This window comes from Microvirga sp. 2TAF3, assembly GCF_052114965.1.
Classification (GTDB): domain Bacteria; phylum Pseudomonadota; class Alphaproteobacteria; order Rhizobiales; family Beijerinckiaceae; genus Microvirga.
The window spans coordinates 64539-84193 of the sequence record NZ_JBFRFT010000002.1 but is presented as its reverse complement, the minus strand read 5'-3'; the positions used below and the strand labels follow the sequence as shown (position 1 = coordinate 84193).

General features: G+C 63.1%; 16 protein-coding genes. 12 read left to right on the top strand and 4 right to left on the bottom strand.

The genetic code is table 11. The features are described from left to right. The first annotated feature begins 46 nt into the window (after positions 1-46). The 8 genes from AB4Y97_RS02765 (at position 47) to AB4Y97_RS02730 (ending at position 8489) form a co-directional block, all read left to right on the top strand. The gene (locus tag AB4Y97_RS02765) at positions 47-2401 is read left to right on the top strand and encodes a bifunctional salicylyl-CoA 5-hydroxylase/oxidoreductase (protein WP_441997479.1); all 2355 of its coding nucleotides are present in this window, start codon (positions 47-49) and stop codon (positions 2399-2401) included. A gap of 1 nt (position 2402) precedes the next feature. Next, complete coding sequence (locus AB4Y97_RS02760; RefSeq protein WP_441997478.1) at positions 2403-3170, top strand: SDR family NAD(P)-dependent oxidoreductase; 768 nt, start codon at positions 2403-2405, stop codon at positions 3168-3170. A gap of 1 nt (position 3171) precedes the next feature. Continuing rightward, complete coding sequence (locus AB4Y97_RS02755) at positions 3172-3681, top strand: MarR family winged helix-turn-helix transcriptional regulator (protein ID WP_441997477.1); 510 nt, start codon at positions 3172-3174, stop codon at positions 3679-3681. After that, complete coding sequence (locus tag AB4Y97_RS02750; protein ID WP_441997476.1) at positions 3678-4514, top strand: enoyl-CoA hydratase family protein; 837 nt, start codon at positions 3678-3680, stop codon at positions 4512-4514. Before AB4Y97_RS02755 ends, AB4Y97_RS02750 begins: the two co-directional genes overlap by 4 nt. A gap of 1 nt (position 4515) precedes the next feature. Continuing rightward, a complete protein-coding gene (locus AB4Y97_RS02745; RefSeq protein WP_441997475.1) occupies positions 4516-5718 on the top strand; it encodes an acyl-CoA dehydrogenase family protein in 1203 nt (400 codons plus the stop codon). Between the two features lie 33 nt (positions 5719-5751). Continuing rightward, positions 5752-6219, top strand: a complete 468-nt coding sequence (locus tag AB4Y97_RS02740) for an acyl-CoA thioesterase (RefSeq protein WP_441997474.1) — start codon at positions 5752-5754, stop codon at positions 6217-6219. Further along, a complete protein-coding gene (locus tag AB4Y97_RS02735) occupies positions 6216-6662 on the top strand; it encodes a RidA family protein (protein ID WP_441997473.1) in 447 nt (148 codons plus the stop codon). Before AB4Y97_RS02740 ends, AB4Y97_RS02735 begins: the two co-directional genes overlap by 4 nt. A gap of 183 nt (positions 6663-6845) precedes the next feature. Then, entirely contained in the window at positions 6846-8489 is a 1644-nt protein-coding gene (locus tag AB4Y97_RS02730; RefSeq protein WP_441997472.1) for a Na/Pi cotransporter family protein, read from the top strand. On the opposite strand, the gene AB4Y97_RS02725 is transcribed toward AB4Y97_RS02730, so the two are convergent. Continuing rightward, complete coding sequence (locus AB4Y97_RS02725) at positions 8490-8702, bottom strand: hypothetical protein (protein ID WP_441997471.1); 213 nt, start codon at positions 8700-8702, stop codon at positions 8490-8492. Positions 8703-8833: 131 nt separating this feature from the next. On the opposite strand from AB4Y97_RS02725, the gene gcvA reads away from it, so the two are divergent. Beyond that, positions 8834-9742: a transcriptional regulator GcvA gene (gene gcvA / locus AB4Y97_RS02720; RefSeq protein WP_441997470.1), complete on the top strand. Its 909-nt coding sequence runs from the start codon at positions 8834-8836 to the stop codon at positions 9740-9742. Positions 9743-9809: 67 nt separating this feature from the next. On the opposite strand, the gene mdoH is transcribed toward gcvA, so the two are convergent. Together mdoH and AB4Y97_RS02710 are read right to left on the bottom strand one after the other, a co-directional pair. Beyond that, positions 9810-11996 carry a glucans biosynthesis glucosyltransferase MdoH gene (gene mdoH / locus AB4Y97_RS02715; RefSeq protein WP_441997469.1) on the bottom strand — a complete coding sequence of 729 codons (2187 nt, stop codon included), beginning with the start codon at positions 11994-11996 and terminating at the stop codon, positions 9810-9812. Next, positions 11972-13543: a glucan biosynthesis protein gene (locus AB4Y97_RS02710; protein WP_441997468.1), complete on the bottom strand. Its 1572-nt coding sequence runs from the start codon at positions 13541-13543 to the stop codon at positions 11972-11974. Before AB4Y97_RS02710 ends, mdoH begins: the two co-directional genes overlap by 25 nt. Positions 13544-13724: 181 nt before the next feature. On the opposite strand from AB4Y97_RS02710, the gene glmU reads away from it, so the two are divergent. Together glmU and glmS are read left to right on the top strand one after the other, a co-directional pair. Continuing rightward, entirely contained in the window at positions 13725-15098 is a 1374-nt protein-coding gene (gene glmU / locus AB4Y97_RS02705; protein WP_441997467.1) for a bifunctional UDP-N-acetylglucosamine diphosphorylase/glucosamine-1-phosphate N-acetyltransferase GlmU, read from the top strand. Between the two features lie 109 nt (positions 15099-15207). Beyond that, positions 15208-17034: a glutamine--fructose-6-phosphate transaminase (isomerizing) gene (gene glmS, locus AB4Y97_RS02700; RefSeq protein ID WP_441997466.1), complete on the top strand. Its 1827-nt coding sequence runs from the start codon at positions 15208-15210 to the stop codon at positions 17032-17034. Positions 17035-17117: 83 nt separating this feature from the next. On the opposite strand, the gene recG is transcribed toward glmS, so the two are convergent. Beyond that, on the bottom strand, positions 17118-19235 hold the full coding sequence (gene recG / locus AB4Y97_RS02695; protein WP_441997465.1) for an ATP-dependent DNA helicase RecG: 2118 nt from the start codon (positions 19233-19235) through the stop codon (positions 17118-17120). Positions 19236-19323: 88 nt separating this feature from the next. Here recG and AB4Y97_RS02690 point away from each other — a divergent pair, with 88 nt between their 5' ends. Next, positions 19324-19620: an FAD assembly factor SdhE gene (locus AB4Y97_RS02690; RefSeq protein WP_441997464.1), complete on the top strand. Its 297-nt coding sequence runs from the start codon at positions 19324-19326 to the stop codon at positions 19618-19620. Positions 19621-19655 lie beyond the last annotated feature (35 nt).

Genomic DNA, 19655 nt, shown 5'->3' with positions numbered 1-19655 from the left:
AATTATTTTAAGCTTAAAATAATCGGATCGATTTTTGGGTGTTCTCATGAAGACGGCGATCATCGGCGGCGGCCCGGCAGGGCTTTATTTCGCGATCCTGATGAAGAAGCAGTGGCCACAAATGGAGGTCACCGTCTACGAGCGCAATCGCGCCGATGAGACATTCGGCTTCGGCGTGGTGTTTTCCGATGCGACGCTCGACAATTTCGAGAAATACGACCGGCCGAGCTACGAGCGGATCACCCGCGAATTCGCCTATTGGGACGATATCGCGATCCATTTCAAAGGAACGGAGCACCGGATCGGCGGCAACGGCTTCTGCGGCTGCTCGCGCCGGACCCTGCTGCTGATCCTCCAGGATCGCGCCTCCGAACTGGGCGTGAATCTTCGTTACGAAGTCGAGGTGGACGACGAAAGCCTGTTCCAGGATGCCGATCTCGTCGTGGTCGCGGATGGCATCAACAGCCGCCTTCGCGATCGCTCCGCCGAGCATTTCCAGCCGGAAGTGGATTTGCGGCCCAACAAGTTCGCCTGGATGGGATCGACGAAGCCGCTCGACGCCTTCACCTTCATCTTCCAGGAGACGGAGTGGGGGCCGTTCATCGCCCACGCCTATCAATACGAGGCCAATCGCTCCACCTGGGTCTTCGAAACGGACCCCGATACGTTCGAACGCGCGGGCCTTGGAGAAAAGAGCGAGGCCGAGGCGGCGGCGCTGATGGAGGAAATCTTCGGCTGGTTTCTCGGCGGGCACAGGATCCTCACCAACCGCTCGATCTGGCGCAATTTCCCGATGATCAGGAACAAGCGCTGGGTGCAGGGCAACAAGGTGCTCATCGGCGACGCCAAGGCCACGGCGCATTTCTCCATCGGTTCCGGCACGAAGTTGGCAATGGAGGATGCGATTGCCCTCTATGAAGCCTTCCGCCGCGACCCCACCGTTTCGGGTGCGCTTGCACTCTACGAGACCGGCCGTCGCGAGGAGGTCGAGAAGACCCAGCATGCCGCCGACGTGTCGCTGGTCTGGTTCGAGCATCTGGCGCGCTTCTGGGGTTTCGACCCCGTACAGTTCGCCTTCGGTGTGATGACGCGCTCCAAGGCCATCACCTACGACAACCTGCGCCTGCGCGCGCCGGATTTCGTGTCGGCCGTCGACAGGACCTTTGCGCAGCAGGTGCGGGATCGCGGCTTCGACGTCTCCGTTGACGATCCGGTCGTGCCGATGTTCCAGCCCTTCCGCCTGCGCGAGATGACGCTGGCGAACCGGGTCGTCGTGTCGCCGATGGACATGTACTCGGCCAAGGACGGCGCTCCCGGCGACTGGCATCTCGTCCATTACGGCGCGCGCGCCACCGGCGGTGCGGGGCTGATCTTCACCGAGATGACCTGCGTCTCGCCGGAAGCCCGCATCACGCTCGGCTGCACCGGCCTGTGGAACGACGGGCAGGAGGCGGCTTGGAAGAGGATCGTCGATTTCATCCATGCCAATTCGGCCGCGAAATTCTGTCTCCAACTCGGGCATTCGGGCCGCAAGGGCGCGACCAAGCTGATGTGGGAAGGGATCGACCGGCCGCTGGAAGAAGGCGCCTGGGATATCTGCTCCGCCTCGCCGATCCCTTACTTCCCGGACAGCCAGGTGCCGCGCGAGCTCACCCGCGCCGACATGGACATCATCAAACGGCAATTCGTCCAGGCGGCGGAGCGAGGCGACAGGGCCGGGTTCGACATGCTCGAGCTCCACTGCGCCCACGGCTATCTTCTGGCGAGCCTCATCTCGCCGCTCACCAACCGCCGTACGGACGAGTATGGCGGCTCCCTCGAGAACCGGTTGCGCTTCCCGCTCGAAATCTTCGATGCCATGCGCGCGGTCTGGCCAGCCCATAAGCCCATGTCGGTACGCATCTCCGCCACCGACTGGGCCGAGGGCGGCGTGACGGGCGATGATTCGGTTGAGGTCGCACGCGCCTTTGCCGAGCACGGGGTCGATCTCGTCGACGTGTCGACGGGCCAGACGGTGCAGGAGGCGCGCCCGATCTACGGGCGCATGTTCCAGACTCCGTTCTCGGACCAGATCCGCAACGAGGCGCGGGTGGCGACCATGTGCGTCGGCAACATCACGACAGCGGATCAGGTCAACACCATTCTCGCCGCCGGGCGCGCGGATCTCGTCGCGCTCGGGCGGCCGCATCTGGTCGATCCGTTCTTCACCATGAAGGCGGCGGCTTGGTACGGTGCCAAAGACATCCATTGCCCGCCGCAATATCTTGCGGGTAAAGACCAGATTTTCCGTAACTCTGTTCGCGATCGGCAGGACTTCGAGGATCTTAAAGTCCGTGGCAGGCCGAAGACGCGGGCTGAACTGAAAATGGAGGCAGGCGAGACCTCTCTCGCCGCAGAATGAAATGAGCGAGACAATTCTCAAAGGCCGGCACGCGGTCGTCACGGGCGGCGGCCGCGGCATCGGCCGCGCCATCGCGCAGGCCCTGACGGACGCGGGCGCCAAAGTCACCGTGGTCGGACGCGACCGCGCGACGCTGGAGCGCGCGGTGTCGGAGGGATCTGCCCATGGAGCGGCCGTCGCCGATGTCACGGATCCGGAAGCCGTACAGGCTGCCGTAAAGGACGCCGTCTCCCGCCACGGAGCCGTCGATCTGATGATCGCGAATGCGGGCGCCGCTGCCTCGGCCCCGTTCATGAAATCCGGGCCTGACCTCTTCCGGCAGATGCTGGATATCAATCTGCTTGGCGTCACCAACGTGACCCAGGCCGTGCTTGGCTCCATGACCGAACGCGGCTTCGGACGCGTTATTGCCGTGGCCTCGACTGCGGGCCTCAAGGGCTATCCCTATGTGAGCGCCTATTGCGCCGCCAAGCACGCGGTCATCGGCTTTGTGCGCGCGCTCGCCCTTGAGGCGGCGAAAACAGGCGTGACGGTGAACGCCGTCTGCCCCGGCTTCACGGATACGGATCTTGTATCGACAAGCCTCGACCGCATCGTCGCGAAGACGAACCGTTCCCGTGAGGAGGCGCTCGGCGAATTCGTGAAGCACAATCCTCAGGGAAGGCTGATCGATCCGGCCGAGGTCGCCGACGCGGTGCTCTGGCTCTGTGGCGAAGGGGCGAGGTCCGTGACGGGCCAAGCCATCGTGGTGGCCGGAGGGGAGATCTGACATGAGCCATCAAACCATTCCCCTCGACGCCGAGACCAAGGCGGTCGAGATGCCCGAGGATCATCGGGACGAGCTGCGCCTCTGGCTGCGACTTCTCACCTGTTCCACCCTCATCGAAGGCGAGGTGCGCCGCCGCCTGCGCGACCGCTTCGACGTGACGCTGCCGCGTTTCGATCTGATGGCCCAGCTCGACAAGAATCCGGACGGCATGACCCTGTCGGATCTCTCGAAGCGCATGATGGTGTCGAACGGCAACCTCACGGGCCTCGTCGACCGGCTGGTCGCTTCCGGACATATCGACCGCCGCGTTTCGGAAACCGACAGACGTGCGCAGATGATCAGCCTTACCCGCGCGGGACAGGCGGAGTTCCGCGCCATGGCCGCCGAGCACGAGGCCTGGATCGCTGAGCTTTTCGGCGATCTCACTCCGAGGGAACAGAAGGATCTCATGCGACTGCTCGCCAAGACCAAGCTCTCTGCCCGGCGTGCCATGACGGGAGAGTCGGCATGACCCATTTCGCAAATCCGGTGACGTTGCCGCTGTCCGGTTACCGGCCCCGCCATTTCCTTCTGTCGGTCGATGGTCCCGTCGCGACGGTGACCCTCAACCGGCCCGAGAAGAAGAACCCGCTCACCTTCGAGAGCTATCGCGAACTGACGGATTTCTTCCATGCCTGCGCCAAGGATGACGAGGTCAAGGCGATCGTCGTGACAGGCGCGGCCGGCAACTTCTCGTCGGGGGGCGATGTCTTCGAGATCATCGGTCCGCTCGTCGAGATGGATACGAAGGGGCTGACGGCCTTCACGCGCATGACCGGCGAGTTGGTGAAGGCCATGCGCGCCGCACCGCAACCGGTCATCGCCGCCGTGGAAGGCATCTGCGCCGGGGCCGGCGCCATCGTCGCCATGGCCTCGGATCTGCGTCTAGCGGCGCCGGGCGCCAAGGTCGCTTTCCTGTTCAACAAGGTCGGTCTTGCGGGCTGCGATATGGGCGCCTGCGCGATCCTACCTCGCATCATCGGCCAGGGACGTGCCTCGGAGCTGCTCTATACCGGCCGCTTCATGAGCGCGGAGGAGGGTGAGCGCTGGGGCTTCTTCAGCCGTCTCGTCGATGCGGCAAGCCTGCTCGGGGAAGCGCAAGGCCTCGCACGAATGATCGGCACCGGCCCGACCTATGCCAACACCATGACCAAGCGCATGCTCGCCATGGAATGGGCCATGTCGGTCGAGGAGGCCATCGAGGCGGAGGCCGTCGCGCAGGCCCTGTGCATGACGACGGAGGACTTCACCCGCGCCTACCGCGCCTTCGCCGCGAAAGAGAAGCCGGTGTTCCAGGGAGATTGACGTGATCGATTCAAGCTTCCTCGCCTGGCCTTTCTTCGAGGAGCGTCACAGGCACTTCGCCCACACGCTCGCGGATTGGGCCTCGGTCGCTATCCGGAATACGGTCGATCATCACGATGTGGATGCCTCCTGCCGCGCTCTCGTGCGCAAGCTCGGGCAGGATGGCTGGCTGAAGGCGGTGGTGCCGCAGGCCCATGGCGGTCTCTACCCGACCTTCGACGTCCGCACCCTCTGCCTCGCCCGTGAGACCCTGTCGTATCGGGATGGTCTTGCCGATTTCGCCTTCGCCATGCAGGGCCTCGGCACAGGGCCGGTTACGCTGTTTGGCTCGGATGAGATGAAGCGGCGCTATCTCCCGCCCGTCTCGCGCGGAGAGGCGATCGCCGCCTTCGCCCTGTCGGAGCCGGAGGCGGGATCGGACGTAGCCGCGATGAGCACCACGGTGACGCCTGACGGGTCCGGTCACGTGCGGATCGACGGGATCAAAACCTGGATCTCGAATGGCGGCATTGCCGATCATTACGTGGTCTTCGCGCGTTCCGGCGAGGCGCCCGGCGCCCGGGGGCTGTCCGCCTATATGGTCGATGCGGATACGCCCGGCCTGATCGTTGAAGAGCGTATCGAGGTGATTGCGCCGCATCCGCTCGCGACCCTGCGCTTCGATGCCTGCCGCATTCCGCTCGAGCAACGCATCGGCGGCCCCGGTGAGGGGTTCAAGGTGGCCATGGCGACCCTCGACGTGTTCCGCTCGACGGTCGGAGCCGCCGCGCTCGGATTCGCGCGCCGCGCCATGGACGAAGCCTTGAGCCATGCGTCCACCCGCAAGCTTTTCGGCGCGCCGCTCGCGGATCTGCAGATGACGCAGGCCGCGCTTGCCGACATGGCCACTCTCGTCGATACGGCGGCACTCGCCGTCTACCGCGCCGCCTGGACCAAGGACCAGGGCGCGGCCCGCGTCACCCGCGAGGCCGCGATGGCCAAGATGCATGCGACCGAGGCGGCGCAGATCGTCATCGACAAGGCCGTGCAGATCTTCGGCGGCGCCGGCGTGAAGAAGGGCGTCAAGGTCGAGGAACTCTATCGCGACATCCGCGCCCTGCGCATCTACGAGGGTGCTACCGAGGTGCAGAAGATCGTGATCGCGCGCGAATTGCTGAAGATGCAGGAGGCGCAAAGTTCCGAGGGCCGGCGCGTATCGGCATGAAAGATCGGCGAGACATGACCCGCGAGATATCCCATGGATGAGGCGACTCCCCGGCTTGGAGAAGTGGCGCTGCCGCCGGGCGAACGCGCATGGCGCACGATTGTGCCTGTCCGGTTCTCCCATTGCGACCCAGCGGGCATCGTCTATTTCGCGCGTTATTTCGACATGTTCAACGGTGTCGTCGAAGACTGGTTCGGCGAGGCGCTCGGCATCGACTATCACGCCATGATCGGGCCACGCCGGGTCGGTCTCGGCTTCGTCAGCGCCGCCGCCGAGTTCTCTAGGCCCGGCTTCATGGGCGACCAGCTCGAATGCGCGGTGGTCGTCCAGAGAATCGGGCGGACATCGCTCACTTTTCGTATTCACGCCTTCCGCGAGGAGGAGCCTGTATTGGTGGCTCGCTTCGTCATGGTGACGACCTCGCTCGAAACCCATCGCTCGATTCCGCTGCCCGACGACCTTCGCGCGGCTTTGGAGCGTTATCAGGAGACTTGCCGGTGAAAGCTGCGACAGGCGCCGTTCCCACATCCGGTCACGACGATGGCCCCGAAATCCTGCATCCGAAGAACTGGCCCGTTCCGAAAGGCTATGCCAACGGCATGATGGCGGAAGGCAAGTTTCTCGTGACGGGCGGCATCGTCGGCTGGGACGAGACGGGCGTGTTCCCCGAAGGGTTTGTCGCGCAGGTGCGGCAGACGCTTTCGAATATCCGCGCCATTCTCGCAGAGGGCGGGGCAGGGCCGCAGCATCTCGTGCGGTTGACCTGGTATGTGGTCGATATCGACGACTATCTCGCCAATCTGCGCGAACTCGGACGAGCGTATCGGGAGGTTTTGGGTTCCCATTATCCCGCCATGGCGCTGGTTCAGGTGGTGCGCCTTGTCGAGAGGGAGGCCTTGGTCGAAATTGAGGCGACCGCTGTCCTCCCGAACACAAAGCCTTGAGGGTTTGCGCGAAAGAGAGCCCCTCTCCAAAAAGAGAGGTTTTTCTGGAGAACCCTCTGTTCTTCGACAGGTTTTCCGCCGTTTTCCGAACAAGCTTGCATTATTAGCCGGCAACCTGATTGCGGGATCGTTTCGACGGGACTAAGCAGGAGGTTTGAACTCTGCTGCAACCTTGAGGAATGAATGTCCGCAACTGCCGTCTTGATTCATCTCCTTGGCGAGATTGCCCTGCTTCTGTGGGGCATCAACATGGTCAATAGCGGGGTGCAGCGCGCTTTTGGCAGCGACCTGCGCTGGATTCTCGGCATCGGCCTGAGAACCCGCCTTCGGGCCTTCCTTGCAGGACTTGGCGTTACCACCGTCCTTCAGAGCAGCACGGCCACGGCCCTGATGGTCGCATCCTTCACGGCGGGCGGGGCGGTCGATCTCGTTCCGGCGCTTGCCGTGATGCTGGGCGCGAATGTGGGCACGACCCTCATCGTCCAGGTGCTGTCCTTTGACATCACGCTCATCTTTCCCGTGCTGATCTTCGGCGGATATATCGCCTTCCGGCGCGGGTCTTCGAGCCGTGCGAGGGATCTGGGACGTGTCGTCATCGGCCTCGGCCTGATGCTTTTGTCGTTGCATCTTCTGTCCGAGACGATTCGCCCGATCGAATCCTCTGTCGTTCTCAAGAGCCTGCTCGCCGCCATTGCGCCGGATCCGCTGATTCTGGTGCTGCTCGCGGCGGCTCTCGCCTGGGCCGCCCATTCCAGCGTCGCGGCATTGCTGTTCATCATGTCTCTGGCAAGCGCCGGGGTCATCGATCCGCATTCGGCTCTCGCCATGGTGCTCGGCGCCAATCTCGGCAGTTCGCTCAACCCTCTTCTCGAGGGAACGGGCGGCGATCCGGTCAAGTTGCGAGTGCCCTTCGGGAACCTTGCCATGCGCGTCATCGGCTGCATCGTCGCGCTGCCGTTGATCGACCCGCTGTTGAACTACATGAACATGTTCGATCCCAACCCGGCGCGGTTGGCGGCGAATTTCCATACGATTTTCAACGTCGTGCTCGCAGCGGTCTTCATTCTGCCGTTGCCGTGGATCGCAACGCTGCTGCTCAAGCTCTTCCCTGAAAGGATGAGGGCCTCCGACCCCGGCGTGCCGCAATATCTCGACACCGATGCGCTGGACACGCCCTCGGTCGCGCTCTCGAACGCGGCCCGGGAAGTCCTGCGCATGGCCGATATCGTCGAGACCATGCTGCGTGGCTCTCAGGACCTGTTCCATGAGGGCGACATCGCCCGCGTCGATGCCGTCAGCCGCACCGACGATGTGGTCGACCGGCTCTACAGCGCCGTGCGCCGCTACCTGAGTTCGATCAACCACGAAGCCCTGAGCGACGAGGAGGCGAAGCGCCTCTCCGATATCCTGGCCTTCGCGATCAACCTCGAACATGTGGGCGACATCATCGACAAGAACTTGATGGAACTCGCGGCGAAGCGCATCAAGAACCACCTGCGCCTGCCCAAGGACAGCTTGGCCGATATCGACAACATGCATGCGAAGCTGCTGGAGCATCTGCAACTCGCCGCTTCCGTCCTGATGTTCCAGGACATCGGCTCGGCCCGTCGCCTCGTTGCTGAGAAGGAGCGCTTCCGCGACATGGAGCGAACCATTACCCAAAGGCATTTCGAGCAATTGCGCTCGGGCAAGACGGTTGGCGATACGGGGGCGCTACAGCTCGATATCGTGCGCGACCTCAAGCGCATCGAGGCGCATATCGCGTCAACGGCCCATTCCCTGCTCGAACAGAGCGGAGACCTCAAGCCGAGCCGCCTGACTTCCTGATCACGAAAATCCGCCGTTCTCCTTCAAGGCGCGCCAATCCGCATATCGGACCTGTTCCGGCAGGCCGATATCGCACCTCTCGTGGTCCGAGAGATGATTCAGGTTCGATATGAAAGGTGTACGCAACTGCCGGGGAGCCGGCTTCAGCCATAGCTTCAGGCGGAACCAAAAGCTCTCGACGCCGCGCAGGCGGCGGACATCTTCATGCCTCATGACAACCATCCGATTTCATGCCGGCCGAGGGCATCCGTGCCGTCGGCGATGAAGCTGACGATGCGCCTCCTGCTGAGTCTTGACAAAACGAAAGGCAGCTGGCTGGCATAAGGCAGCCTTATGGATAAGCCATGTCCAAACTTCCTCCCATGAGCGCCATCCGCGTCTTCGAAGCGGCGGCCCGCCACCAGAGTTTTACCCGTGCTGCCGAAGAGCTCGGCATGACGCAGGCAGCGGTCAGCTATCAGATCCGGATGCTGGAGGATCGCATCGGTGCACCGCTCTTCACGCGCCTCCCGCGTCAGGTCGGGTTGACGGCGCGGGGAAGCCAGCTCGCCCCTGCGGTGACCGAGGCTTTCGAAATGCTGAGGGCGGCGTTTGCGGGGATCGACGAGACGGTGCAGACGACCCTGTCTCTGACCACGGTCACGACCATCGCCTCCAACTGGCTCGTGCCCCGTCTCGGCCGCTTTCAGCAGCTCCATCCAGGCATTGCGGTGCAGATCGACATCAACTCACAAGTCCTCGATTTCGCGCACCATGACTTCGATCTCGGCATTCGCAGCGGCACCGGAAACTGGCCGGGCCTGGAGGCTCACTTCCTCTTCCCGAACCAGTTCACGCCCGTTTGCAGTCCCGATCTGCTTCGCAGGGTGGAGCTTCGTGAACCAGCGGACCTGCTCAAGCTGGCCCTCATTTCGCCGAGCGATCCGTGGTGGCGGGACTGGTTTGATGCCGCGGGCGTTGCGAACGTCGATTTGTCGAAGCGCCCCGATTACTCTCTCGGTGCCCAGCAATTCGAGGGAATGGCCGCCATGGCGGGGCAGGGGGCGGCATTGGTCAACCCCTATTTCTTCCGGGCAGATCTCGCTGCCGGACGACTGGTTCAACCCTTCGAGCTGATTGTCGTGGCGGATCGAAGCTATTGGCTGGTCCATCCCAAAGCTCGCCGCCGCGCGCCCAAGCTCCAGGCCTTTCGGGAATGGATCCTGAGCGAAATCGCGGATGATGCGAAGAAGGCGGCAGTGCAGGAAACCTGATCGCATGGCTTTCGCGAGACGATCCCGTTTCCGCGAAAGCCATGCTCGGAGATCACCGCCCTGCGGATTACTCCGCAGCCTTTACCCCGGTCGGCCCGCCTTTCAACTCCACCAGCATGGTGAGCAGGGCCGAATCTTTGAGAATGACCATGCGCTCCTTGGGCTTCAGCCAGCTCAAGGCTTCATCGATCGTTTCCGCATCGGCCAGTTTCGCCTCGGCAAGAGCGTGATCGGTCTCGATCTGGCCGCGCTTGCGGCGGGAGGACGGTGAGAGCATTTCAGCGTGACGCTCCCTGAGATTCGGATCGGAATAGAGAGCCAGCAGTCCGTCGTCATCATCGAAGCCGAAGGTCGCATTACGTCGCTGCAATTCGTTGGCGCGCGTGGCGATCGCCGGAGGCTGGTGCTCTTCGGGCGTCATCAGAAGCCCCATCCGCTTCAGGGCCAATCCGGCGCCGAGCTGGCCGCTCAGCCAGGAGAGGGGAATCGCAAGGAGGAGGCCGAGAATCGTCGGCGACATCCAGAGGAAGAGGGATGTGGCGATCATGAAGGCGGAAAGACCGGCCAGCGCGCCCAGCACCGTATGCCAGCGGTGGCGGCGCACTATGTCCTTGAACGGGATCGAGCCGTCGTCGCGGCGCTGTGGCTGCCAGCCCGTATCGCGTCCGAGCAGGATCTGGAAGACGGAGCCCGATTGGATCAGCATCAGGATCGGCGCCAGCAGGGCCGATAGAGTGATCTCCATCAGCGACGAGACGACGAGACGGATGGCGCCGCCCGAGGCGCGGCGTTCCTTCCCGCGCAGCAGGACAAGTATCGTGCCGAAGATCTTCGGCGCCAGGAGGATGCCCATGGTCAGTGCGAACAGGGCCAAGGCGCGCTCGGGATCGAAACGCGGCCAGATCGGATAGAGGCGGAAATCGCGCGCGAAATATTCCGGCCGGATATAGGTCGTCTGCAGGACGAGCGCGATACCGACGATCAGCTGGAACAGCCAGAACGGCGACGCGAGATAGGACATGATGCCCGTCGCGAAATGCTGCCGTGTCGGCAGCTTCAGGCCCTTGGCCCCGATCACCCGCATATGCTGCAGATTGCCCTGGCACCAGCGCCTGTCGCGGGCGGAAAGGTCGATGAGGGACGGCGGGCTCTCCTCATAGGACCCGCCGAGATTGGGCAGCATGTACACATCCCACCCGGCCCGGCGCATCAGGGCGGCCTCGACGAAATCATGGCTCAGGATATGCCCGCCCAGCGGCGGCTTGCCCTTCAGGTCGGGCAAGCCGGCCTGATCCGCGAAGGCCTTCGTGCGGATGATCGCGTTATGGCCCCAATAATTGCCGTCCCGTCCCATCCAGACCGAAAGGCCCATCGCGATCACCGGCCCGGTCACCCGCGCAGCAAATTGCTGAAGCCGGGCGAACAGGGTGTTGCGGTTGATGATGAGCGGCAAGGACTGGATGATGCCCGCATCCGGATCGGCCTCCATCGCCGCCGCGAGGCGCACGACGCAGTCGCCTGTCATCAGACTGTCGGCATCAAGGACAAGCATGTGCTCGTAATGGCCACCCCAGCGCATCACGAAATCGGCGATGTTGCCCGCCTTGCGGTGATAGTTCTTTTCCCTGTGGCGGTAATAGAAGCGGGCTTCCGGCCCAAGGCGCTCCCGCAAGGCGAGGAACGCTCTCTCCTCGGCGACCCAGGCATCCGGATCGGTGGTGTCGGACAGGATGAAATAATCGAAATGCGAACCAAGTCCCGTCGCCTGGACCGATTCGTAGATCGCCTCCAGAGCCGCGAAGGTCCGGGAGGTCTGCTCGTTGTAGACGGGCATGACGATGGCGGTGCGGCAGGACAGGGACGAGGGAGCGGGCGGCGTGCGGGGCTGCGCGAGCAGGGCGAAGAAGCCCAGGACGGCGCTGGTGAACGCGACCGCGATCCAGGAGAAATTGACGGTGAAGAGCGCGACCAGCACCCACTGGAGCACCGTGGTACGGCTGACCGACACCACCTGATACATTTCATAGGTGCCGTATCCGGTGAGCAGAAGCGCGCAGCCGAACACGAAGAGGCGCGCCAGAATCGTGCTCCAACGAGAGCGATCCACGATGGGCTTGCGCTCCTGCGACGCCGACCAGCGCCGCAGCGACTGGGTCGGCATTTCAAGACGATTTTCGGGCGGCATGCTGGGTTCAGACCGCCCAATTGCGGCGATTTTCGAATCGGGCCCTACGGTGTCCAACGATAAAGCCATGTTTCGCTAATCGGTTTCCCGCCTGCTTCGAGGATGAGACGCATCTCACACGCGTTTTCGTTGCCCGGGTCAAGTTCGAATACGACGCGAATCGCTTTTCGCTCCGGATAGGGCCACACTTTAAGGTTCTGAAATGAACCCGGACCGACCGTGAGGACAGATTTAAGGTCCTGGGGCAGATTTTCACCCAGCGCCTCGCCGGAAAATTCAACGGCGAACTTCCGGCGCTTGCCTGTCGATCCCTGCCCCACGCGAGTGCCGGTCACCGTCGCCAGAGGGGGGCGCTCCGGTGGGGTCCAGCACCAGTACTGCCGATAGGCGAAGGGCACTTCGGAGCCTGCGGCCATCTGGGCCTTGGGGCGCCAGTAGGTAAGAATATTGTCATTGATTTCGGCAGCCGTCGGGATTTCGAGGAGCTGGACACTTCCTTGCTTCCAATCGCTCAAGGGCTCGATCCACAGACTGGGGCGCCGCTCGAACCGCGCCTCATCGTCCTGGAAGGCGTCGAAAGACCGATCCCGCTGGAGCAGGCCGAAACCACGCGGGTTTTCATCCACAAAGGCCGAAATCTGAAGGGTTTCCGGGTTCTGCAAGGGGCGCCACAGCCATTCGCCCTTGCCGTTCAGCATCTGAAGGCCGCTCGATTTGTAGACGCCGGGCCGGATGTCATCGGTATTGCGGCGGTTGTTCGGTCCATAGAAATAGGTCGAGCCCATACCCGCGAGGCCCACGTGATCCAAGTTGACGCGAGGGAAGAGGGTCGTTTCCACATCGACAATCGTCATGTCGCCGGGGCGGAAGGTCATCCGGATTGCGGCGGAAGTCGATTCCGAATCGATAATGCCGTGGGCCGTAATGCTGTTGCTGCCAACCGCCGGCCGTTCGAGCCAGAAGGCACGGAACAGGGGAAATTCCTCACCCTTCGGATCCGCTGGCTTCAATGTCAGCGCACGGGCAATGGCGCCGAAATTCTGACCGCGGGCGAGAGCGCGGAAAAAGGTCGCTCCCTGGATGATGGCGAAGTCGAACGGCTGGCCGTTGCCCGAGGTCGAAATCAGCCGGAAGCCGGAATAGCCGATATCGGTAATACCCGCAGGGACGTTGATGCGGCCGAAATCGAACCTGGAGGGGTCGTAGCCGATGCGCCTGACGGCCCCATCCTCCACGAGGAAGATGTCGACGGTATTGGTGAAGACGAATCCCCGGTGCAGCGGCTCGACGGCGATCCCGCGGCCATCCTGTGCCCAGATCGGAGGCTGAAGGGATTTGATTGCGATATATTGTTCGTAGTTCAGGCTCGAGAAGACATCCGGCAGGTCGTTCGGCGGCGGAACGTACGGTTTCTTAGCGAGCTGGCGCGCGATATCCACCACGACGGCAGGATCGAAACGCTGCCCATCACCCATTCTGGCCTGAATGAGGGCTTGGAATGTCTGGGCTCGAAGTGGCGACGCGTATGCCAGGCCGGCGATGGAAACGCCGATATAGGCCAGCATATCGCGCCGGCGAGGATGGGAAAGGCGCGAAGCCTTCGGCAGAACCGGCACGGCGATACTCTTGTGTGAACGAGGCTAGTCAGCCAGAAACATGTTGTCCGTACATATCGGCGAACATGGGTCCGAAGTAAACGAGTTGGTGATGCATCCCGACGTTTTGTAAACGGGATGATTGCCGGACTACCCCTTAATAAGTTAGCTGCCCTGCAAACCACTGCCGGATTGAAACCTTATGACCTCGTCCACGCTTCCGAACCCGTCATCCCGGAGCTGCCTTGCCGTCGTGCTCGCGGCCGGCGAAGGCACACGTATGAAATCCGACAAGCCGAAGGTCCTCCACGAAATCGCCAATCGCTCGATGGTGGGACACGTGCTGGCGGCCGTCATGGCGGCCGGAGCGACCCAGGTCGCGGTCGTGGTCGGGCCTGATCGGGATGACGTTGCGAAAGAGGCGAGGAAGATCGTCCCTGACGCTGAAATCTTCGTTCAAAAGGACAGGCTCGGCACGGGCCATGCGGTTCTGAGCGCGCGGGATGCGCTGGCACGGCAGCCGGACGACATCATTATCGTCTATGCCGACACGCCTCTGGTCAGCATCGAGACCCTGGCCCAGTTGCGCGCGCCTCTCGCGAAGGGGGCCGCCGTCGTCTCCCTCGGCTTCGAGGCACGGGATCCGACCGGCTATGGACGGCTCCTTCTTTCGGGCGACCAGCTTCTCGATATCCGCGAGCACAAGGATGCCAGCGAGGCGGAGCGGGCCATTACCCTGTGCAACGGCGGCTTGATGGCGCTCCGCGGGGATGCGGCCTTGGCCATCCTCGACAAGATCGACAACAAGAACGCCAAGAACGAGTATTACCTCACCGATGCGGTAGCCATCGCACGGTCGCTCGGCCATGGCGCGGTCGCCGTCACCGTCGCGGAGGAGGAAGTGCACGGCGTCAACGACCGGGCACAGCTCGCGCAGGCCGAGCGCATGATCCAGGGGCGCCTGCGTCAGGTGGCCATGATAAGCGGCGTCACCCTCGTGGCGCCCGAGACCGTCTTCTTCAGTTACGATACGAAACTCGGACGGGACGTGATCGTCGAACCGCATGTGGTGTTCGGTCCCGGCGTCGTCGTGGAAGACCACGCGATCATTCATAGCTTCAGCCATCTCGAAGGCGCGCATATTTCGGGCAATGCCGGAATCGGCCCCTTCGCCCGCCTGCGGCCGGGAGCTTCGGTTGGACCCAAGGCGAAAGTCGGCAACTTCGTCGAGATCAAGAATACCCAGCTCGGAGCGGGCGCGAAGGTGGGACACCTGACCTATCTCGGCGATGCGAGCGTCGGCACGGACGTCAATATCGGCGCCGGCACCATTACCTGCAATTACGATGGCTTCGGCAAATATCGCACCGAGATCGGGGAGGGCGCCTTCATCGGCTCCAACTCCTCTCTCGTCGCGCCGGTCCAGATCGGCAAAGGGGCCTTTGTCGGTTCCGGATCCGTCATTACCGAGAGCGTGCCGGAGGATGCCCTGAGCCTGGGGCGCGGACGTCAGGTTATTAAGGAGAATTGGGCCCGGATCTTTCGGGTAAAGTCACAAGCCGCTAAACTGAAATGATCCTATATGTCACAATCGGTCATGCAAGTTGATTTGAGATGAAGTGTCCGCCTCTGTAGCAGGACCTCAAGCTTAACGGGCGGAATTTCTTCAAAGGACACTTCGAGACATGTGCGGAATCGTAGGAATCGTCGGCAAGACACCTGTCGCGGAGCAGATCGTCGAGGCCCTCAGGCGGCTCGAATATCGCGGTTATGACTCTGCCGGCGTGGCAACACTTGAGAACGGATCTCTCGACCGCCGCAGAGCGGAGGGCAAACTCCGTAACCTCGAGGTCAAGCTGTCCCAGGCGCCCCTGTCCGGCCTCATCGGCATCGGCCACACCCGTTGGGCAACCCATGGCAAGCCGAATGAGACCAACGCCCATCCCCATGCCACCGACAAGCTGGCGGTGGTCCATAACGGCATCATCGAGAATTTTCGCGAGTTGAAAACCTCGCTTGAGGCCAAGGGCATCCGGTTCGAAACGGAAACCGATACGGAGGTCGTGGCGCAACTCGTGACTTACGAGATGCGCCAGGGGCGTCCGCCGATCGAGGCCGTGGCGGTGACATTGCCGCGCCTGCGCGGCGCTTTCGCCCTCGGCTTCCTCTTTGCGGGCGAAGATGATCTCATGATCGGCGCCCGCCATGGCGCTCCGCTCGCCATCGGTTTCGGCGATGGTGAGACCTATCTCGGATCCGACGCACTGGCGCTGGCTCCTCTGACCGACGAGATCACTTATCTCGAAGATGGGGACTGGGCGATCCTGCGTCACAAGGGCGTGGATATTCGCGACGAAACCGGAAAGATGGTGCAGCGGCCGCGCCATAAGATCCTGACCGGCTCCTTCATTGCCGACAAGGGCAATTATCGCCACTTCATGGCGAAGGAAATTCATGAACAGCCGGAAGTTGTTGGCCGCACGCTGGCCCATTACGTGAACTTCACGGCGGGCCGGGTCGAGCTGCCTTTCGAGCTGCCGTTCGACTTCAAGGATCTGAAGCGCATCTCGATTTCCGCCTGCGGTACGGCCTATCTCGCCGGGCTGATCTCGAAATACTGGTTCGAGCGCCTGGCTCGTATTCCGGTGGAGATCGATGTTGCATCCGAATTCCGTTATCGGGAAGCGCCGATGGAGCCCGGAGGCCTTGCACTCTTCGTGTCGCAATCGGGCGAGACCGCCGACACATTGGCTTCGCTGCGCTATGCCTCGTCGGAGAAGCAGCACATCGTCTCCGTGGTGAATGTACCGACATCGACCATGGCGCGGGAAAGCTCCGTCATCGCGTCCACGCTCGCAGGGGTGGAAGTCGGCGTCGCCTCGACCAAGGCCTTCACCTGCCAGCTTACCGTTCTTCTCTCCCTGGCGATCGCCGCCGGTCGGGCACGCGGAACGCTGAGCGCGGAGGACGAGAAGGAGCTCGTCGACGCTCTCATCGGCGTTCCCGGCCTGATGAGCGAGGCGATGAAGCGCGAGCACCAGATCGAGATTCTCGCACGCGAACTCTCCAAGGCGAAGGACGTGCTCTATCTCGGCCGCGGCACCTCCTATCCGCTGGCCCTCGAAGGTGCGCTGAAGCTCAAGGAAATCTCCTACATCCACGCCGAAGGCTATGCGGCCGGCGAGCTGAAGCACGGCCCGATCGCGCTCATCGACGAAACCATGCCGGTGATCGTCATCGCGCCCCATGACGGCGTGTTCGAGAAGACCGTCTCCAACATGCAGGAAGTGGCGGCCCGCGGCGGACGCATCATCCTCATCACGGATGAGAAGGGCGCGCTGGAAACCGGCCTCGAGACCATGGCGACCATCGTGATGCCGTCGGTTCATCCCATCGTTGCGCCGATCCTGCATTCGGTGCCGATCCAGCTGCTCGCCTATCACACCGCCGTCTTCATGGGCAAAGACGTGGACCAGCCCCGCAATCTCGCGAAGTCGGTGACGGTGGAATAAGGCTGGTTTGGAGGGTTCAGTCCGGGCTCCATCCCTCCCCCTTGCGGGGAGGAGAGTCTGCCTGGCGATCTCCCTAAACCGCTCTATCCCGCGCGCAGCAGGCGGATCGCGGAATCGCGCTCGAACAGGTAAAGAAGCACGCGCAACGCCTTTCCGCGCTCGCTCGTCAGGTCCGGGTCGCGATCCACGATCAGGCGGGCATCGTCCCGCGCGGCGGCGAGGAGATCGCCGTCCACGTCGAGGCGGGCAAGCTTGAAACCGGGAAGGCCGGACTGGCGCGTGCCGAGAACCTCACCCTCGCCGCGAAGGCGTAAGTCCTCTTCGGCAATCCGGAAACCATCCTCGGTCTGACGCATCATTTCGAGCCGCGCCTGGGCTGTCTGGCCGAGCGGTCCCTTGTAGACCAGAAGGCAAGTCGATGCGCGCGAGCCGCGCCCGATACGGCCGCGCAACTGGTGGAGTTGCGCGAGACCGAAGCGTTCGGCGTGCTCGATCACCATCACGGTGGCCTGCGGTACGTCGACCCCAACTTCGATGACGGTGGTGGAGACGAGGATCTTGGTCTCGCCCGCGGAAAACTGCTCCATGGCGGCATCCTTGTCCCGGCCCGCGAGCTTGCCGTGCACAAGACCGACATGGTCGCCGAACAGGCCTTTGAGCTGCTCGAAGCGCTCCTCGGCGGCAGCGAGATCGACCGTCTCGGATTCGCCGACCAGCGGGCAGACCCAATAGACCTGATCGCCATTGGCGATGGCGCGGCCCATGGCGCCGATCACCTCATCCAGTCGTTCGATGGAAATCAGCTTCGTCGCGATGGGCTTGCGGCCCGCCGGCTTCTCGCTCAGCACGGAAACATCCATGTCGCCGAAATAGGTGAGAGCGAGGGTGCGCGGAATCGGCGTCGCGGTCATGACGAGAATATCGACCGCCTCGCCCTTTGCGCCCAATGCGAGCCGCTGATGAACGCCGAAACGGTGCTGCTCGTCGACGACCGCAAGACCGAGGTCGTGAAAGGCGACACCCTCCTGAAACAGGGCATGCGTGCCGACCGCAATCTGAATGCTGCCATCAGCGAGACCCGCCAGGACGGCTCTTCGCTCCGCGCCCTTGTCGCGCCCTGTCAGGAGCGCGATCGTCAGACCCGCCTCGCGAGCCAGGGGAGCGATGCGCTCGAAATGCTGCCGCGCCAGGATTTCCGTCGGCGCCATCAGCGCCGCCTGACGGCCGGCCTCGATGGCGCTCGCCATGGCCAAAAGTCCGACGACGGTCTTGCCGGAACCCACATCGCCCTGAAGCAGGCGCAGCATCTTCTTGTCCGCGACGAGATCGCGGCGGATGTCCTCGACGGCCTGGGCCTGCGATGCGGTCAGGCCGAAGGGCAGGGCGTTTTTCAGCCGCTCGACCAGATGCCCATCGCCTGCGTTCACCCGGCCCGGCAGGCGGCGCATGCGGCTTCGCACCAGGGCGAGGGCGAGCTGGGAGGCCAGCAACTCGTCATAGGCGAGGCGTCTGCGCGGAGCGGATTTGGCAAGGGCCTCCTCGGACAACGCGGCGGCCTCTCCGGGCCTGTGCAGATCCGCAAGCGCCCGGTTGAAGGGCGGAAGCGCATTGCGGCCAAGCCAGGCGTCATCCTGCCATTCCGGCAGAGGAGGCACCCGTTCCAGCGCGGCTCCCATATAGCGCCCGACCATGCGGGAGGAGAGGCCCTCGGTCAGGCCATAGACCGCCTCCACCGCCGGAAGGTTCTCGATGCCGCGCTCATCCAGAACGCGGTCCGGATGCACCATCTGGCGCATGCCGTCCCACAATTCGATCTTGCCGGAGACGTATCGGCGCTCGCCGAGAGGCAGGAGCTTTTCCAACCGCGCCTTGTGGCCGTTGAAAAAGACCAGCACCACATCGCCAGTCTCGTCCTCGACCAGGATCCGGTAGGGCGCACGCCGACCGGGAGGCGGGGGGCGATGAGCCGCGACGGTAACGGACAGGGTCACCGGCTCGCCGATGGGCGCATCGGCGATGGAGCCCTTCATCTCGCGGGCGATTCCGCTGGTCGGCACATGGAACAGCAGATCCATGACTCGGGCCAGCCGGCCGGGTTCGCCCAGCAGGCGGTCCAGCAGGGGGGCGATCTTGGGTCCGACGCCCGGCAAAGTATTGGCCGGAGCGAAAAGCGGATCGAGAATGGAAGGGCGCAATGACATTCAAACGGGTGGCAAGTCGGGTTGAGGTGTTTATATAGCGGCAAAGCCGCCCTGAGGCGACGCCATCCTGAACGAGTGGAGCAACTTCATGAGCGGACCATCACGCAGCAGCGCCGGCCTCGATGTTCGTCGGAAGCAGATTCTTTTCCGCGCCTGGCATCGCGGCATGCGGGAAATGGACCTTATCATGGGCCGTTTCGCCGACGCGGAAATCGGCACCATGCCCGAGGATGATCTGGCGGAGTTCGAGCGCCTGATCGAGGTGCCGGATCGCGACCTCCTCGCCTGGATCACGGGCGAGGCGCAAACACCGGAAAACTACGACACGGCCGTGTTCCGCCGTCTGAAAGGCTTCCATACCCACACGTCTCCGATTCACGTGTAATCGATATCATCCCGATTTTCAGACCGGGCTCTTTA

What these genes read in the sequence shown, in the direction of transcription:
- AB4Y97_RS02765 (WP_441997479.1), top strand. Translation starts at nt 47, where the DNA reads ATGAAGACGGCGATCATCGGCGGCGGCCCGGCAGGGCTTTATTTCGCG.
- AB4Y97_RS02760 (WP_441997478.1), top strand. Translation starts at nt 2,403, where the DNA reads ATGAGCGAGACAATTCTCAAAGGCCGGCACGCGGTCGTCACGGGCGGC.
- AB4Y97_RS02755 (WP_441997477.1), top strand. Translation starts at nt 3,172, where the DNA reads ATGAGCCATCAAACCATTCCCCTCGACGCCGAGACCAAGGCGGTCGAG.
- AB4Y97_RS02750 (WP_441997476.1), top strand. Translation starts at nt 3,678, where the DNA reads ATGACCCATTTCGCAAATCCGGTGACGTTGCCGCTGTCCGGTTACCGG.
- AB4Y97_RS02740 (WP_441997474.1), top strand. Translation starts at nt 5,752, where the DNA reads ATGGATGAGGCGACTCCCCGGCTTGGAGAAGTGGCGCTGCCGCCGGGC.
- AB4Y97_RS02730 (WP_441997472.1), top strand. Translation starts at nt 6,846, where the DNA reads ATGTCCGCAACTGCCGTCTTGATTCATCTCCTTGGCGAGATTGCCCTG.
- AB4Y97_RS02725 (WP_441997471.1), bottom strand. Translation starts at nt 8,702, where the DNA reads ATGAGGCATGAAGATGTCCGCCGCCTGCGCGGCGTCGAGAGCTTTTGG.
- gcvA (WP_441997470.1), top strand. Translation starts at nt 8,834, where the DNA reads ATGTCCAAACTTCCTCCCATGAGCGCCATCCGCGTCTTCGAAGCGGCG.
- mdoH (WP_441997469.1), bottom strand. Translation starts at nt 11,996, where the DNA reads ATGGCTTTATCGTTGGACACCGTAGGGCCCGATTCGAAAATCGCCGCA.
- glmU (WP_441997467.1), top strand. Translation starts at nt 13,725, where the DNA reads ATGACCTCGTCCACGCTTCCGAACCCGTCATCCCGGAGCTGCCTTGCC.
- glmS (WP_441997466.1), top strand. Translation starts at nt 15,208, where the DNA reads ATGTGCGGAATCGTAGGAATCGTCGGCAAGACACCTGTCGCGGAGCAG.
- recG (WP_441997465.1), bottom strand. Translation starts at nt 19,235, where the DNA reads ATGTCATTGCGCCCTTCCATTCTCGATCCGCTTTTCGCTCCGGCCAAT.
- AB4Y97_RS02690 (WP_441997464.1), top strand. Translation starts at nt 19,324, where the DNA reads ATGAGCGGACCATCACGCAGCAGCGCCGGCCTCGATGTTCGTCGGAAG.